The sequence below is a fragment of the Vibrio sp. Isolate24 genome, assembly GCF_022398215.1.
Taxonomy (GTDB): domain Bacteria; phylum Pseudomonadota; class Gammaproteobacteria; order Enterobacterales; family Vibrionaceae; genus Vibrio; species Vibrio coralliilyticus_A.
The window spans coordinates 449,072-465,947 of sequence record NZ_JAKEUU010000003.1 but is presented as its reverse complement, the minus strand read 5'-3'; the positions used below and the strand labels follow the sequence as shown (position 1 = coordinate 465,947).

11 protein-coding genes are annotated in these 16,876 nt (G+C 46.6%); 1 reads left to right on the top strand and 10 read right to left on the bottom strand.

The annotated features are described in order from the left end of the window. Positions 1 to 4: 4 nt before the first annotated feature. The 10 genes from purF to fabB form a co-directional block, all read right to left on the bottom strand. Positions 5 to 1,519 carry an amidophosphoribosyltransferase gene (purF, locus tag L1D23_RS14850; RefSeq protein ID WP_239867623.1) on the bottom strand — a complete coding sequence of 505 codons (1,515 nt, stop codon included), beginning with the start codon at positions 1,517 to 1,519 and terminating at the stop codon, positions 5 to 7. A 33-nt stretch (positions 1,520 to 1,552) separates the two neighbouring features. Continuing rightward, the gene (locus tag L1D23_RS14845) at positions 1,553 to 2,044 is read right to left on the bottom strand and encodes a CvpA family protein (protein ID WP_045975311.1); all 492 of its coding nucleotides are present in this window, start codon (positions 2,042 to 2,044) and stop codon (positions 1,553 to 1,555) included. Positions 2,045 to 2,106: 62 nt separating this feature from the next. Further along, a complete protein-coding gene (locus L1D23_RS14840) occupies positions 2,107 to 2,661 on the bottom strand; it encodes an SPOR domain-containing protein (protein ID WP_239836889.1) in 555 nt (184 codons plus the stop codon). Next, positions 2,662 to 3,927 (bottom strand): bifunctional tetrahydrofolate synthase/dihydrofolate synthase, encoded by a 1,266-nt coding sequence (gene folC / locus L1D23_RS14835; RefSeq protein WP_239867620.1) that lies wholly within the window; start codon positions 3,925 to 3,927, stop codon positions 2,662 to 2,664. It lies immediately after the preceding gene. 45 nt (positions 3,928 to 3,972) lie between these two features. After that, positions 3,973 to 4,899, bottom strand: a complete 927-nt coding sequence (accD, locus tag L1D23_RS14830) for an acetyl-CoA carboxylase, carboxyltransferase subunit beta (protein ID WP_239836891.1) — start codon at positions 4,897 to 4,899, stop codon at positions 3,973 to 3,975. A gap of 177 nt (positions 4,900 to 5,076) precedes the next feature. Then, positions 5,077 to 5,871: a tRNA pseudouridine(38-40) synthase TruA gene (gene truA / locus L1D23_RS14825; RefSeq protein WP_239836892.1), complete on the bottom strand. Its 795-nt coding sequence runs from the start codon at positions 5,869 to 5,871 to the stop codon at positions 5,077 to 5,079. 91 nt (positions 5,872 to 5,962) lie between these two features. Continuing rightward, complete coding sequence (locus L1D23_RS14820) at positions 5,963 to 10,912, bottom strand: FimV/HubP family polar landmark protein (protein ID WP_239867617.1); 4,950 nt, start codon at positions 10,910 to 10,912, stop codon at positions 5,963 to 5,965. Between the two features lie 201 nt (positions 10,913 to 11,113). Then, positions 11,114 to 12,127 carry an aspartate-semialdehyde dehydrogenase gene (locus L1D23_RS14815; RefSeq protein WP_239867614.1) on the bottom strand — a complete coding sequence of 338 codons (1,014 nt, stop codon included), beginning with the start codon at positions 12,125 to 12,127 and terminating at the stop codon, positions 11,114 to 11,116. Next, complete coding sequence (locus tag L1D23_RS14810) at positions 12,124 to 13,257, bottom strand: 4-phosphoerythronate dehydrogenase (RefSeq protein WP_239867612.1); 1,134 nt, start codon at positions 13,255 to 13,257, stop codon at positions 12,124 to 12,126. Before L1D23_RS14810 ends, L1D23_RS14815 begins: the two co-directional genes overlap by 4 nt. Positions 13,258 to 13,488: 231 nt before the next feature. Continuing rightward, positions 13,489 to 14,700: a beta-ketoacyl-ACP synthase I gene (gene fabB, locus L1D23_RS14805; RefSeq protein WP_239867609.1), complete on the bottom strand. Its 1,212-nt coding sequence runs from the start codon at positions 14,698 to 14,700 to the stop codon at positions 13,489 to 13,491. Positions 14,701 to 14,828: 128 nt separating this feature from the next. Here fabB and mnmC point away from each other — a divergent pair, with 128 nt between their 5' ends. Then, positions 14,829 to 16,847 (top strand): bifunctional tRNA (5-methylaminomethyl-2-thiouridine)(34)-methyltransferase MnmD/FAD-dependent 5-carboxymethylaminomethyl-2-thiouridine(34) oxidoreductase MnmC, encoded by a 2,019-nt coding sequence (gene mnmC / locus L1D23_RS14800; protein ID WP_239868544.1) that lies wholly within the window; start codon positions 14,829 to 14,831, stop codon positions 16,845 to 16,847. Positions 16,848 to 16,876: the final 29 nt, after the last annotated feature.

Here is a 16,876-nt window from a genome sequence, read left to right as displayed (position 1 = left end):
CTCTTTAAGCCCCTTCGTTATGCAACTCAAGATTAGCCAAGTCCTGTTGAATATCGCGCTGTACTTTTGCATCATCACTTCGCAATGACTCTAGGAAATCGAGGTACTTCTGATCGATATCTCCTGTCACGTACTCTCCATTAAAGACGGACGTTTCGAACTTAGTGATATCAGTGTTACCCATGCCCACCGCTGCCACAAGATCATCTAATGTTTGAAAAATTAGCTCATCGGCACCGATTTGCTTACAAATAGCGTCGTTATCGCGACCATGTGCTATCAGCTCGTTCGCGCTTGGCATGTCGATGCCGTAAACGTTCGGGAAACGAATTTCCGGTGCTGCAGAGACCATAAATACTTTTTTCGCACCAGAATCGCGTGCCATTTCAATGATTTGCTCAGATGTGGTACCACGAACGATAGAGTCATCAACCAGCAAAACGTTTTTGTCTTTGAACTCAGAGCGGATAGCATTGAGCTTACGGCGAACGGACTTCTTGCGTTGCTGCTGACCCGGCATAATAAACGTACGGCCCACATAGCGGTTCTTAACAAACCCTTGGCGGTATGGCTTATCAATAGCTTGAGCAATCTGCAACGCAATATCACATGACGTTTCAGGGATCGGAATAACCACATCAATATCTAGATGACTGTAGTCATCACGGATGCGCTCGCCAAGCTTCTTACCCATTTCTACACGTGCACTGTAAACAGAGATTTTATCAATGAAGGAGTCTGGACGAGAGAAGTAAACAAACTCGAAGATACAAGGGTTTAAGGTAGGGTTATCCGCACACTGTTTAGTGTGTAGCTGACCATCAAAAGTCGCGTATATCGCCTCACCAGGTGCTACATCACGGATGAAATCAAAACCAACGGCATCCAATGCAACAGATTCAGAAGCAACCATATACTCAACCGAGTCTCCGACTTCGCGCTTACCAAGACACAGAGGACGAATACCATTTGGGTCGCGGAAAGCAATCATACCGTGACCTATGATCATTGCAGACACAGCATAAGCACCGCGAATCGTACGATGTACGTTCGTCACTGCGCGAAAAACATCTTCTGCTGTGACATTTCCCTTTACAGTATCAATCTCGTGAGCAAGCACATTGAGTAAAACTTCAGAGTCAGAGGTCGTATTCACATGACGGCGATCTTTCTCAAACAGTTTCTCACGCACTTCCGCCGAGTTAGTTAAATTACCATTGTGAGCGAGCGTAATACCAAAAGGAGAGTTTACATAGAAAGGTTGAGCCTCTGAAGCACTTGAGCTACCTGCTGTTGGGTAGCGAACATGGCCAATACCGACCGTTCCCTGAAGGCGTTGCATGTGTTTTGCTTCAAACACATCCTTAACTAAACCGTTCGCCTTTCTCAGACGAAAACGATTGCTTTCTATGGTACAAATACCCGCGGCATCTTGGCCACGATGCTGCAACACAGTCAGTGCGTCATAGATAGACTGGTTTACAGGCGTTGTACCCACGATTCCAACAATACCACACATGTCCTAACCCTCGATTTGCGACAATGGCTGGCGCTATAACGCGCCAGATAAGAAACTCGATGTTGCTTGTAAGTGTTCGAAGAAAGGGGCAATGATACGGCTAAACTCCGGTACCAGTTGCGAACTTCTCCACCACTCTGAGTCTGGAAACGATGTAAACGCATCCATAAAAAATAGTGCAGCTGAAACAATCAGAACACCTCGTAAGCCACCAAAGACGACTCCTAGTACTCTATCTGTTCCTGACAAGCCTGTTTTCTGTACTAATTGGGCGATAACGTAATTCACGATCGCACCTACAATAAGTGTCGAAACAAACAGGGCTGCTATCGCTGCTCCATTTCGAAACATGTCGTCTTGGATATTGGAAAAGTACACCGCCAATTTTGCGTAGTACTGACTGGCGATAAAAAACGCCCCAAACCAGATAACCAAAGACAATGCTTCTTTTGCAAAGCCACGAATTAAACTGATCAATGCCGACAGGCCGATCACACTTAAAATGACAATATCTAACGAATTCATCTGTTCTTACATCTTAAGTTGGCGCGCATTTTAACAGAAAAAACGCTGACGCAAACGTTTTCTTATGGGTTTAATGGCTTAAATTTGAGCAATCGACCTTTTGAACCAGTAATTTTCTCCAGTTCCACAACTTGTCTCTCTAACTTACTCTTTGAGATGTCAGGGCCGATAATGACACGAGTGAAGCCATTTTCGAGTTTGGTGTGTGCTTGATAACCACGCTTTTGAAGATCCTTGACTACGTTCTTCGCATTTTCAGCATTCTTCAGTGCCATCAGCTGAATTATCCAAGCACTGTCCTGATATTCGTTGCGTTCAGGAACCTCTTTAACTGCGACTGGGAGTGGTTCGTCATTCACTTTTTCAGCGGAAGCTGGAGCCTCAACTTCTTGTGCAATAACTTCAACCGGCGTTTCAGGCAGGCTTGCTGAATCATCTATCGGTTCTAAAACTTCAAAGCTTTCTACATCGCTATCAAGCTCTGGTTTAATAGGAATGCTAGCAATCTCTTCTTTGTAATGTGTTTTCTTACCATCGAGGACATCCGGTAATACGATGACGCCGATTGCGACCAGAATAATGGTGCCAACCAAGCGGTTTTGAAATTTACTCGCCATTTACTCTCCTTGGCTCTGCCAGTACTCAAGGACTTCACCCACAGTATGGAATGAACCCAATACTAAGATGACATCTTTACTCTGTGAGTTTGTCATCGCGGCTTTAAAGGCGTCAACAGGGCTATCATAACGCTGATTATTTTCAGGTAAGAAGACACAAAGTTCATCGGCACTCGCCGCTCTTGGACCTTGTAATGAGGCAGGGTACCACTGGCTAGCAATAGGCGATAAAACTTCCAGAGTGGCTTTAATATCCTTGTCATGCAACATAGCGACAACAGCGTGGACCTTCTTGCCGGAGTATTGTTCCTGAATTTGACCGAATAAATACTCTGCCGAGTGAGGATTGTGCGCAACGTCAAGAATAATGGTTGGCTCTGTACTGACAATCTGCATTCTTCCAGGCAGCTGGGCTTCTCTTAACCCTTTGACAATATTGATATCGGAGATATCCAGATTTGCTGAAGCTAGCGCCATCAATGCAGTGGCTGCGTTCTGCAGTGGCAAGCCAGGGATAGGAAGTGCGTCAAGTTCATAGGGGCCATGACTCCAACGCCAAGTATTCTCATCCTCAATGTGGTAGTTGTATTGGATTCCAACCTGAAACAACTCCGCACCAATATCATCAGCATGCGCTGCCACAGTAGATGGCGCTTTAGGCTGACCACAGATTGCAGGCTTACCACTTCGGTAAATACCTGCTTTCTCATAGCCAATCACATTAATGTCATCACCGAGCCAGTCAACATGGTCTACTGCTAAGCTGGTAATCACGGATACGTCGTGCTCAACAACATTCGTTGCGTCCAGTCTCCCGCCTAAACCAACTTCAAGTAAGACAATATCAACGTTTTCAGTTTGAAAGAGACGCAATGCTGCAAGTGTCCCATATTCGAAGAAGCTTAGGCTAATATCACCGCGCTGATTTTCTATAAAGGCGAAAGCCTCAGTGTGCTTTTCATCCTCTAGATCTTGGCCATTAATACGAACACGCTCGTTATAACGAATAAGGTGTGGCGAGCTATAGACACCTACAGAATATCCAGCATCAAGCAAAATAGCTTCCATCAGTGCACAGGTCGAACCTTTGCCATTGGTACCGGCAACAGTAATAACTTTTGGGGCAGGCTTAACTAGGTTGGCTTTTTCAGCGACAGTTTGGACACGCTCTAAGCCAAGGTCGATTGCAGAAGTGTGTATGGTGGTTAAATAATCAAGCCACATCGCAAGAGAGGATGTGGCTTGAGGAATTTGGGTTTGACTCATCTAACTCTAAACCAAGTAATTGTGGTTGTTTGTTAGTATGTTACTTTACCCTTTTTCGTCCGCTTCTGGTACAGAATAAGCAGCTTCATTTTGTGAATCGTTCACAGAAACTACCAGAGGCGAGGGTTGATTGGTCATTTTAGCGATCAAGCTCCCCACACGCTGGCGCATTTCACGGCGATCGACAATCATGTCGATCGCGCCATGCTCAAGCAAGAATTCGCTACGCTGGAAACCTTCTGGTAGATCTTCACGTACTGTCTGCTCAATAACACGGCGACCAGCAAAACCAATCAATGCTTTTGGTTCACCAATATTTACATCACCAAGCATCGCGAGACTTGCCGACACACCACCCATGGTTGGGTCTGTCATTACTGAGATAAACGGTAAACCATTCTGAGAAAGACGCTCTAAAGCCGCACTCGTCTTCGCCATTTGCATCAGAGACATAAGTGCCTCTTGCATACGTGCACCACCGCTTGCAGAAAAACAAACTAAACCGCAGTTGTTCTCTATCGCTGCCTCGACCGCGCGAACAAAACGAGCACCAACGACGGAGCCCATCGAACCACCCATGAACGAAAACTCAAATGCACAAGCGACGATAGGTAGACCTAACAGTTCACCTTTCATTACAACAAGCGCATCTTTCTCACCGCTACTCTTTTGTGCAGCAGAGATACGATCTTTGTATTTTTTCGAATCTTTGAACTTCAGCTTGTCTTGTGGCTCAAGTTCATCCGCTAATTCTACGCGGTTGTCTTCGTCCAGAAATGTTTCAAGGCGACGACGAGCCTTCATACGCATGTGATGATCACATTTTGGACACACTTCTAGGTTACGCTCTAGTTCAGCGTGATAAAGCACTTGTTCACAAGACGTACACTTAGTCCAAACACCTTCTGGAATGGACGCTTTACGTGAACTAACAATGTTGCTTTTTTCTAAAATCTTTTCAAGCCAACTCATGGAAGACCTTTTTCTCTACATCGCCTCCGCACGGTGCGAAGGACAAAAATTCTGAATTTACGCGAGAGGATTAAAGCATATAAAATGCCAAGTGTAGACAAAAAACTGGTTGTACCTATTTCTTACACTAATGTCTCACGCCCTAAAGAACTGATTAGTTGGACAATTTAACACGGTTTAGTTCAAATTGTCTGGCAAAAATAGTGGCCCAATAGGCACTCTCGGCAATCCAAACTCTTCAGGGTAATCCACATCTACCAAGTAGAGCCCCTCAGCCTTAGCGGTTGCACCTGCCAGTTTGCGATCTTTTACTTCCAACAGCCAGTTTAACCATTCAGGCGGCTGCTCGCCACGTCCAACACATATCAAACTGCCGGTAATATTGCGAACCATGTGATGAACAAACGCATTGGCTTTGATATCGATGACAACATACTGACCATGGCGAGTCACATTAAGATGCATCATATTTCGCCATGGACTTCTTGACTGACAATGCACGGCACGAAATGACGTAAAGTCATTTTCACCCAACAAGTACTGGCCCGCTTCGTGCATTTTTTCTGCATCGAGCTCACCATGATAATGACTCACTCCAGATGACAAAATACCAGGTCGCAGAGCACTATTGAATATGATATAGCGGTAACGACGAGCAGTCGCAGAAAACCGAGCATGGAACTCTTCAGGAACTTCTTTCGCCCATCGAACTGCAATATCGCTGGGTAGATTTGCGTTAGCTCCCATTGTCCAAGCCACTGTTTTCCGGCTAGCCGTGGTATCGAAATGAACAACTTGCCCGGTGCCATGCACTCCAGCATCTGTACGACCTGCACACTGAACTTCTACTGGGTGGTTTGCTACGATACTCAGTGCACGTTCAAGCTTTTCCTGAACACTTGTCACTTCTTTCTGACGCTGCCAGCCGAAGTACTGAGTGCCATTGTACTCAATACCTAATGCAATTCTCATCGGGGTGCTCTCTTAAAAAATTGGGCGGGAAGTATAAACATTTTTGCTCAAAAAGATAAAGGGGCTAACGCCCCCTTATTCGTGGAAAAGTTTACCTTCCGTTAATCGCATCAATCAGGTTTTTAGCCTCTCGACGAATTTCGTCACTACCATCAACAATTGCCTCTTCAAGCAGCTTGATTGCCCCTTGTGAATCGTTCATTTCAATGTAGATCTTCGCCAAATCAAGCTTACCTGCTGCTTCTGAGTTGTTATCTACATCAACATTACCTGTATCACCAATAACATCTGGGAAATCACTCAGCCCAACATCTAATTTCAGCTCTTCTTCCTGAAAGTCTTGCTGCTCTTCTTTCTCTACCTCAGCCATCAGCTCATCAATGGTTCGGAATTCTCCTTCCTGAGGATTGAAGTCCCCCAGCTCTTCTTGATCTTCCCAGTTTTCATCAAGAATCTGAGCTTGTTCTGGGCGGTTATTTTCATCCCATACGCCCTGCTCGTCTTCCGGGATATCATCGTTGATCTGAGCTTGCTGCTCAGGAGAAAGGCTGAAACCATTCCAATCTTCTCCTCCTACCTCCAACATAGCTTCGATATCCATACCAGCGCTATCAGAAGTCAGAGTATCAGGAGACTCAAAATCGAAGTTAGCCGCTTGATTTGGCTCTTCTTCTGCAAGGAGCTCATCGAAAGCATCTTCATTATACTCGTGATTAGCTAACTCTTGTGCAGCCTCAGATGGAATCTCACCCAAAGACGGAAGTTCCAAATCATCGAGTTTAAAATCGACTTCTTCTGAGCCAGAGTCGTCCGCTTCAGCCAACGCATCTTGCTCATCAAATTCTGGAAGGTCCTGATCGTCGATCTTCGAATCATGTCCTTCTCCTTCAGAAGCACTATCAGGAGCCGCAACATCCCCAAATTTAGGAATATCCAGATCATCCAAGCCCAAAGTCTCACCGGATACACTCGAAGCACTGGATTGGACTTCAAGGTCCGATTCTTCACCAACATCGGCGAGTGCATCCTCTTCGCTGTACTCAGGAAAGTCTAAATCATCCAGCTCTAGCGACGCTTCGGCTTCCACTGGCGCTTCAGGCTCAGGCTCTTCCGCCACGTCCGCCAGTGCGTCCTCTTCGCTGTACTCAGGAAGGTCTAAATCATCCAGCTCTAGCGACGCTTCGGCTTCCACTGGCGCTTCAGGCTCAGGCTCAGGCTCTTCCGCCACGTCCGCCAGTGCATCTTCTTCACTGTACTCAGGAAGGTCTAAATCATCCAGCTCTAGCGATTCTTCGGCTTCCACTGGCGCTTCAGGTTCGGGCTCTTCCGCCACATCCGCCAGTGCGTCCTCTTCGCTGTACTCAGGAAGGTCTAAATCATCCAGCTCTAGCGATGCTTCGGATTCCACTGGCGCTTCAGGTTCGGGCTCTTCCGCCACATCCACCAGTGCATCTTCTTCGCTGTACTCAGGAAGGTCTAAATCATCCAGCTCTAGCGACGCTTCGGCTTCCACTGGCGCTTCAGGYTCGGGCTCTTCCGCCACGTCCGCCAGTGCATCTTCTTCACTGTACTCAGGAAGGTCTAAATCATCCAGCTCTAGCGACGCTTCGGATTCCACTGGCGCTTCAGGCTCGGGCTCTTCCGCCACGTCCGCCAGTGCATCCTCTTCACTGTACTCAGGAAGGTCTAAATCATCCAGCTCTAACGACGCTTCGGCTTCCACTGGCGCTTCAGGCTCGGACTCTTCCGCCACATCCGCCAGTGCGTCCTCTTCACTGTACTCAGGAAGGTCTAAATCATCCAGCTCTAGCGACGCTTCGGCTTCCACTGGCGCTTCAGGCTCAGGCTCTTCCGCCACGTCCGCCAGTGCATCTTCTTCACTGTACTCAGGAAGGTCTAAATCATCCAGCTCTAGCGATGCTTCGGCTTCCACTGGCGCTTCAGGCTCGGACTCTTCCGCCACATCCGCCAGTGCGTCCTCTTCGCTGTACTCAGGAAGGTCTAAATCATCCAGCTCTAGCGATGCTTCGGATTCCACTGGCGCTTCAGGTTCGGGCTCTTCCGCCACATCCGCTAGTGCATCTTCTTCGCTGTTCTCGAGAAGATCTGCATCATCACCAACTAACCAATCATCATCTTCCGGGATACCAAACTCATTTGGAATCGCCTCTGGCATTGAAGAGATAGGTTCAGGTTCTGACTGTTCAGAGATCTCTGGAGTCTCTGGAGTCTCTGGAGTCTCTGGAGTCTCTGGAGTCTCTGGAGTCTCTGGAGTCTCTGGAGTCTCTGGAGTCTCTGGAGTCTCTGGAGTCTCTTCAGATGGTGTATTTACTTGCTCCTGCTGAGCAAGCAAATCTTCTTCTACAATTTCATTTTCTTCAGTCGTCGTGTTTGCGTTTTCTGTCAAGTCTGAGGAAGAAGTGATTGGAACATCGTCTTGATCACTCGGTGCAATATTTGGATTTTCTACCTCATCAATTGCAGACGTTAACCAGTCATCTTCTTCATCTTGATTACCAGCAAGATCTGCTTCCTCTCGCTGAGGTGGCTGCTCCTGCTTCTCTTCAACATCAGATTCTGGCGCAACATCCAACGACTCTCCGGACTGAAGGTTTTCAACTTCATCGATCGCTGACGTTAGCCAATCGTCTTCTTCTGGCTCTGGCTCTGGCTCTGGCTCTGGCTCTGGCTCTGGCTCTGGCTCTGGCTCTGGCTCTGCAAGAGTTTTGTCGGTTTCTGGGGTTTGTTCAACACTCTCTAGTTTATTTTCTTCTGTTACTGGTTCATCAAGATCAAACTCATCCAGCAATGGGTCTCCTTCAGGAGCAACACTCAACATGTCGTCAATAAATTCTTCACTAGAAAATTTACTGTCACTTGCTAGCGCTTCTGGTTCTATCTCTTCCTCAGTAATAAGATCTTGGTTCGCCTCTACTGTTGAAGCTTCTTCAAGTGCTTCACTTTGCTTTTCAATTTCCAGCAACTCTTCGAATAAGTCAGTACCTTCATCTCCAAGCTCTTCGGAGGCCTGCGCCTCTATATCAGATTGAGGCTCAACCAACTCATCAAGCAGATCTGTACTCTCTTCCAGCGAGGGAACGTCGTCAATGTGATCATCTGACAGGAACTCATCCAGTGTTTCTGTAGAGTCATCATCCAAGTCACTGTTATCTTCAGTAATGAGCTCATCAAAAGTATTTTCATTGTCAGTACTTAAGTCGAGATCATCACTTAAAAAGTCATCTAGCGTTTCATCTGTGCCAAGCTCATCAGCCTCGCCCATCAATTCATCAAGTAGCTCTGTGCTATCTTCGCTGACCGCTGTTGTAGGCTCTTCCACCATTTCATCCAACAACGCAGTTTCATCAAGCGCTTCTGCTTCTAGCTTTTCAAGATCTGCCTGCGCTTCAACTTGGGCAAACAGATCATCAATTTCACTGTCTGAGGCAAGATTAGGCTCATTTGACTCAGCTGTATTTGCACCGCTATCGTCATCACTAAGATCGAAGCCATCACCGGCTTCATCCAATAGCGAATCGAAGTCCAATTCATCATCAGCCTCGTCAGAATCAGTCTCATTAAACAAATCGTCTAACAAAGATTGATCTAACTCGTCCATTTCTAAGTCTTCAGATTCACCATCTGAGGCCAGAAGCGAGTCCAAATCCCCTTGAGAAATATCCTCATCATCGTCTGATAGATCAAACTCTCCTTCAGATGAATCATCCTCCTCAATAACAACTTCATCTAGAGCGCGCTCCATCTCTTCTAGACCGAGTGCTTTATCTTCACTGTTAACACTGATGCCGTTAGCGCTCATATCCATATCGGCAAGCGCTTCATCTAACTCGCCATCGTCACCGATACCTGCGAATGGGTCTTCTCCATCTTCTCCCTCAAGATTGAAATCGAGGTCGTTGTCTTCCAAGTCAGCAAAGATATCGTCTTCGTCTTTGCCTTCCTCAGCTAAGCTCTCATCGGAGAATAACTCTTCTTCGTCAGTAGAGTCGCCAAACAAATCATCATCAAGAAGAAGATCATCATCCACTTCTTCATTGAGAGAGTCTGGGGCAATAGGGGCAACGGGCGCGACTTGCTGTTCATTCACTTCTTGTGTGGGGGTCTCTTCTCTCTTACGGCGCCCCAGAAGCATCATGATCAGTAGGCCTATGAATAGACCTGGAATAATCGCGGCGGCAGCAACTAACCACGTGTTGGACAGCAGTTCATCCAAGGGTGACGGTTTCATCTTTTGCTCTTCAGCTAAACGTAAACGCTCAGCTTCTAGTAGCTTTTCGACCTCGTTACGAATTCGAGATTCATCACCCAATTCATCTTTAAGTACATCGACTTCAGACTGAACATCAGCCAGCATCAAGCGCAATTTATGGTTCTTTTCTTCAAGAGCCATTAGCTCGCTTTCTGAGCTTTCGAGTTGACGCTCAAGTGTCGATACCTGAGCTTTTTGTTCTTGCTTAGCAATTTTCGCGAGATCAGAAGTGGCCTCAACTGCTGGCTTAGTATCATCCGCTACCGGCTTCTCCATGTCAGTCGTCGCGGGCGTTTCATTAACAGGCGGCTTAGGTTGAGCAGGTTGTGGCGTGGCAGGAATATTTGTTAACCGAGCCTGATGCGCGGCCATTACATTAACCGCTTCTTGGGTTGTTACACTTTGTACTTGAGCTAGTGATGGAATACGCAACGTACTCCCAGGAATGAGCTCATGGATATTTTGATTGTCAAATGCTTGAGGGTTGAGCTGGTATACAGCAAGTAATGTTTGCTGAACACTCACATTGGTTGACGGGCGTAAACGGCTTGCAATAGCCCAAAGTGTTTCCTGAGAAGTGGTTGGCCCATAAAAGCGAGAGGGTTCGTTATTGTTACGCAGATCTTGGGGAACAAAATCAGAATACCGCGGCGATGAATGAATTTCGCCATCGGGTCCCTTAAGGCGAATACTTTCTGCACTAACAATCGATGTTTGAGTCACGGCTACTAATGCAACTGGCAGCAGCAGACGCTTAAAAATTCGAAGCATAGAAGGCTCAGCTATGTACTCAATAAGTTTTAATGTAATGATCTGTTAAATATATCGGATAAACACGCTAAAACTATAGGCGTATAGCTAAAAAATGTGTGGCTGCCGCCATATTCGCACTAATCTCACACTAAATTTCGCAATCTGATTAAAAAAGCCTCACACGATGGTGAGGCTTTGCTATAGGTGATAATAATACACTCAGTAGTAGTCGCGAATCAGTACTTCTGCTATCTGAACCGCATTGGTAGCGGCCCCTTTACGAACGTTATCTGCTACAACCCATAAGTTGATACCACTATGGTGGCTAATATCGTTGCGAATACGACCAACCATCACATGGTCTTTACCACCTGCATCACGAACCTGCGTCGGGAAATCTTCACCATGGAACACTTCAACACCTTCGGTCTGTTCTAACAAATTAGCCACTTCCTGAGCATCAATGGGTGCACGAGTTTCGATATGAAGTGCTTCCGCATGACCATAGAATACAGGCACTCTCACACAAGTTGGGTTGACCATGATTGACGAGTCATTAAAGATTTTTTGTGTTTCCCACACCATTTTCATCTCTTCTTTGGTGTAGCCATTCTCCATAAACTGGTCAATTTGCGGCAGACAGTTAAATGCAATCTGCTGTGAGAACTGCTCATTTTCAGCTGGCATACCATTAAGCAGCTTTGCAGTTTGACCCGCCAACTCATCGATACCAGATTTACCAGCACCAGAAACGGATTGGTAAGTCGAAACATTAATACGATCGATGCCCACGGCATCATGAATCGGCTTAAGTGCTACCAACATTTGAATCGTCGAACAATTCGGATTAGCAATGATGTTGCGGTTACGGAACTCGGCAATCGCTTCAGGGTTAACCTCAGGCACAACCAAAGGAATGTCATACTCATAACGGAAGTTAGAGGTATTATCGATGACAATTACCCCTTCATCGGCAGCGATTGGCGCCCACTTAGCCGATAATTCTCCCCCTGCGGAAAACAGGCCAATGTGTACCTGAGACCAATCAAAGTTCTCTACGTTTTCGACTTTGATGCTTTTGCCGTTAAAACGGTAAGTCTTGCCTTCACTGCGTTCACTCGCTAGTAGAAAAAGGTCACCAACAGGAAACTTACGCTCCTGAAGTACTTCGAGAATTGTTTCACCGACTGCGCCGGTCGCACCTAAAATGGCAACGTTATATTGCTGGCTCATTGACTTACCTCAATTTGAAAACCTAATTTCGCTAGTGGTTGCAGGTTAGCCTCTGCACTTCCTCTCAGCGTGACTGCACTGTATTCACGGCGATCCCAGTAGTGTTTACGCATCAAATCAAACGCACCAGGTTGACTGATTTCACGACGGAACAATGCATCGTCTTTACGCACATCATAGACAAGTTGCGTCAAGTTGTGCAGCGTAGCTTCATCCCAAGCTCTGTCCAATACTAACTCCGGCACTGGTGCTGTAGGCAGAAGCTCACTGGCATGTGCACGTAAATCGTTATTGAGAAACTCGCAGAAACTATTAAAAATCATCGTGGTTCCACGAGCTTTCCCCTCTAAACCATAACCGGCGACATGAGGGGTTGCGAATGCTAGCAGAGGCAGAAGCTCCATATCAACCTCTGGTTCGAATTCGAACACATCCAATGCAGCAATAAAGCCATCTTGTTTTCTCAGGCGAGCTTTCAACGCAGTATTATCAACAACTGGCCCGCGTGCGGCATTAATCAAAATTTGGTCGCCACGTAACCTATTCAACACGGTTTCATTGATTAGATGATGAGTCGGAAAATCACCATCACGGGTGATTGGAGTATGAGTCGTAATGATATCCGCTTGCTCAAGCAATACATCTAACGGGGTGAAATTACGCTCATCTCCCGCCGCTTGCTTAGGTGGATCATTGATGAGCACCTTAATACCAATGCCTTCCAAGCACTGCTGAAGGTAGCTCCCCACCTGACCTGCGCCAATGATTCCAACGGTTTTATCAAATACTGAAAAACCTTGTTGCTGAGCAAGTACCATCATGACGCTAAACGCATATTCTGCTACACCGACTTTGTTGCATCCGGGTGCCGCAGTGAAAAAGATGCCCTTCTCTTTGAGTAACGCTTGATCAACATGATCCATACCTGCCGTGGCCGTTCCGACAAACTTAAGCTTGTTCGCTTTGGCGATGAGATCAGCATTCACTTTGGTCACTGAACGAATCATTAGTGCATCTACATCAATTAAGTCTTCGGCGGTCAACGTGCGCCCAGATTTTAAAACAACCTCGCCCAGCTGGCTAAAAAGCTGCTCAGCATAAGGCATATTTTCATCAATTAGGATTTTCATGGATTAAGAGATCTGATTTGGGAATAGCAGAGATTGTGCAGAAAAGCGCAGTCGCTGTCGAGCACTAGCGATAGAAAGAAAAATGCCCGGCGTTAGCCGGGCAAAGTTCCAGAACAAAAGGATCCCGACCCGCTCTCCATGGGTCAGAGTCTGCGTCTGTTCGACTACCCTTTTTTCAAAAGGTAGCCAAGCTCTGGAAATTGGTATGCTGGGGAAACCCCAGCGCTTTCGTTAGCCTTGGTATTTCTTGATAACCAATGTTGCGTTTGTACCACCAAAACCAAAGCTGTTTGACATGACTGTCGTCAGTTTCGCATCGCGCGTTTCTGTTACGATATCTAAACCCTGAGCCGCTTCGTCAAGGTTTTCAACATTCACACTCGGCGCGATAAAGTCGTTGTTTAGCATCAGTGTTGAGTAGATCGCTTCGTGAACACCAGCCGCGCCAAGAGCATGACCTGTCATCGCTTTTGTCGCAGAAATTGCTGGGCTGTTGTCACCAAACAATTCTTGAATAGCACCTAACTCTTTTACATCACCCACTGGTGTTGATGTTCCGTGTGTGTTCACGTAGTCGATTGTCTCTACGCCTTGCATCGCCATCTTCATACAGCGCACTGCGCCTTCACCTGATGGCGCAACCATGTCATAACCATCAGATGTTGCGCCATAGCCAACGATCTCGCCGTAGATTTTCGCGCCACGAGCCAGAGCGTGTTCAAGCTCTTCAATCACCAGCATGCCGCCACCACCAGAAATAACGAAACCGTCACGGTCTGCATCGTATGTACGAGAAGCTTTATCTGGCGTTTCGTTGTACTTAGTAGATAGTGCGCCCATAGCGTCAAACATCATAGTTTGAGACCAATCCAGCTCTTCACCACCACCAGCGAACACGATGTCTTGCTTGCCAAGCTGGATAAGCTCCATTGCGTGGCCAACACAATGTGCAGAAGTGGCACACGCTGAACTCATTGAGTAGTTAACGCCACGAATTTTAAATGGCGTCGCAAGACATGCAGAAACCGTAGAAGACATGGTACGAGGAACCATATAAGGGCCCACACGTTTCACGCCTTTCGCACGCATAGTATCAACGGCTAATGCTTGGTTCAGTGCCGAAGCACCACCAGAACCCGCTACGATACCTGTTCGGTCATTAGAAACCTGTTCTTCAGTCAGGCCAGCATCTTCGATTGCCTGCTGCATTGATAGGTATGCATACGCAGCCGCATCACCCATAAAGCGCATCTGTTTACGGTCAATATGCTCTGATGGATTGATTTTAAGATCACCCCAAACCTGTGAACGTAGACCTTGTTCTTTAAACTGCTCAGAGGCAGTAATGCCAGATTTACCTGCTTTAAGAGACACTAAAACTTCTTCGACGTTGTTACCGATACTTGAAACAATACCCATACCGGTGATTACGACTCGTTTCATTATGACATTCCTATAATTCAAAAATCTGCTAGATGATAACTAAGTTACCCGTGAAAAGTGGTCAGCTTTCCCAGAAAACCGTACAATCGCCACAACTTTATCGTCTTCATCACAATAATTCAGACATTATGACCTCAATTACCAATGCTCAGCTGGGCTGGAACGATGTTGGAACACCTGTATCAGACCAGTTCGACGATGTTTACTTTTCTAACGTAAACGGACTTGAAGAAACCCGCTACGTCTTCCTCCATCAAAATCATCTGCCACAAAGATGGCAGGATTATGACCAGCGCCGCTTCGTCATTGGAGAAACCGGCTTTGGCACAGGTCTGAACTTCCTTGCTGTTTGGCAATGGTTTGAAGAATTTAGGCGTCAAAACCCAGATGCGCCACTCAAAGAGCTGCATTTTGTGAGTTTTGAAAAGTATCCACTGAGTAAAGATGACCTGATTAAAGCGCACCAAGCATGGCCAGAACTTGCTGAATACGCAAGCAAATTACAACAACACTATCCAATAGCCGTTCCTGAATGTCATAGAATTATTCTGGAAGACGGGGCTATTACTCTCGATTTGTGGTTTGGCGACATTAAAGATTGCATGCCAAAGGTACCCGTTGATGAGCTAGGCCTTATCGATGCTTGGTTTTTGGATGGCTTCGCTCCTAGCAAAAATCCCGAGATGTGGAACCAAGAACTGTTCAATGGTATGGCGAGACTTGCTAAACAGGACTGTACCTGTGCGACGTTTACGGCAGCCGGTTTCGTTCGCCGCGGCCTAATCGAAGCCGGTTTCGATATGAAGAAAGTCAAAGGCTTCGGCACCAAACGGGACATGATCGCAGGTCATATGGCCAATCGCCAAACACACACAAACCATAAACCTTGGTTTGCCCGTAAAAATGCAGAACAAGCTCAGTCCATCGCGATTATCGGCGGTGGCATTGCCAGTGCAACATTAGCAAAAACACTCATTCGCCGTGGAAAACAGGTCACGCTATACTGTCAAGACTCAGAAGCCGCACAAGGTGCATCTGGTAATCGTCAAGGTGCTGTTTACCCTCTACTTAATGGCTCCCATACAGGCGTGTCTCGCGTATTTGCTCCGGCTTTCCTTTTTGCCAGACAATTTGTCGAGCAAGCAGCAGAGCAGATCAAATTCGACCATGACTGGTGCGGCGTGACTCAACTCATGTGGGATGAGAAATCACAAGCCAAACTTAAGCGTATGCTGGGCGGCCACTTTGATAAAGCATTGATCCACCACCTTGATGCTGAGCAAACAAGCCAAACCATAGGTCTCCCTATCGATATGGAGAGCGTCCATTATCCACTTGGTGGATGGTTATGCCCCGCCCAGCTGACTCAAGGACTCATCGAGCACTTATCAGAAAGCCCGCTTTTCAGAGTATGTTTCGATACTAAGATTGATGATATGCGCTGGAATGAAGAGCAGAAAAACTGGACGTTAAATAGTGGCCAAACTCAATTCAGCCATGACACCGTTGTGGTCGCGAATGGTCATCAGTTTGCCGATTTGCCACCGACCCAAGACATCCCTTTGGGACAGGTTAAAGGTCAAGTCAGCCACATTCCAACCACGAGTAAACTGAGCCAGCTTAAGACCGTCCTTTGTTACGATGGCTATATGACACCCGTAAACCCTAACAATAGGCATCACTGTATCGGAGCAAGTTACGATAGAGATAATTTGGACCAAGAGTTTGATCCGCACGCACAACAGAGCAATGGTGACAAACTGCGTCAGTGCGTGCCAAATCAAAATTGGCCTCTTGAAGTCGACACCTCGGGTAATCAATCGCGTCAAGGGATTCGCTGTGTGAGTCGCGATCATCTGCCATTTGTTGGCAGCGTGGGCGATCTCGAAACAACGAAACAGGTTTACCGTAACCTGCAAACCACCCAAGTAGAAGACGCAGAAAAAGCACCGCACTTCCCTAACCTATTTTGTATGCTTGGGTTAGGCTCTCGTGGTTTAAGTTCAGCACCACTCTTGGCTGAGACCTTAGCGTCACAAATTTGTGGTGACCCTTTACCGCTACCAGTAGATGTGCTGGAGGAACTCCATCCAAGCCGCATGTGGGTGAGAAAATTGAGAAAAGGCAAAGCCATCACGGTATTATAAAATGCATAAGGGCTTGCTCGAAAAACTCG

Excerpts from the sequence above, each read along its gene's own strand:
- truA (WP_239836892.1), bottom strand. The coding sequence starts at position 5,871 with ATGAGAATTGCATTAGGTATTGAGTACAATGGCACTCAGTACTTCGGC.
- L1D23_RS14840 (WP_239836889.1), bottom strand. The coding sequence starts at position 2,661 with ATGGCGAGTAAATTTCAAAACCGCTTGGTTGGCACCATTATTCTGGTC.
- L1D23_RS14815 (WP_239867614.1), bottom strand. The coding sequence starts at position 12,127 with ATGAGCCAGCAATATAACGTTGCCATTTTAGGTGCGACCGGCGCAGTC.
- fabB (WP_239867609.1), bottom strand. The coding sequence starts at position 14,700 with ATGAAACGAGTCGTAATCACCGGTATGGGTATTGTTTCAAGTATCGGT.
- L1D23_RS14845 (WP_045975311.1), bottom strand. The coding sequence starts at position 2,044 with ATGAATTCGTTAGATATTGTCATTTTAAGTGTGATCGGCCTGTCGGCA.
- folC (WP_239867620.1), bottom strand. The coding sequence starts at position 3,927 with ATGAGTCAAACCCAAATTCCTCAAGCCACATCCTCTCTTGCGATGTGG.
- purF (WP_239867623.1), bottom strand. The coding sequence starts at position 1,519 with ATGTGTGGTATTGTTGGAATCGTGGGTACAACGCCTGTAAACCAGTCT.
- L1D23_RS14810 (WP_239867612.1), bottom strand. The coding sequence starts at position 13,257 with ATGAAAATCCTAATTGATGAAAATATGCCTTATGCTGAGCAGCTTTTT.
- accD (WP_239836891.1), bottom strand. The coding sequence starts at position 4,899 with ATGAGTTGGCTTGAAAAGATTTTAGAAAAAAGCAACATTGTTAGTTCA.
- mnmC (WP_239868544.1), top strand. The coding sequence starts at position 14,829 with ATGACCTCAATTACCAATGCTCAGCTGGGCTGGAACGATGTTGGAACA.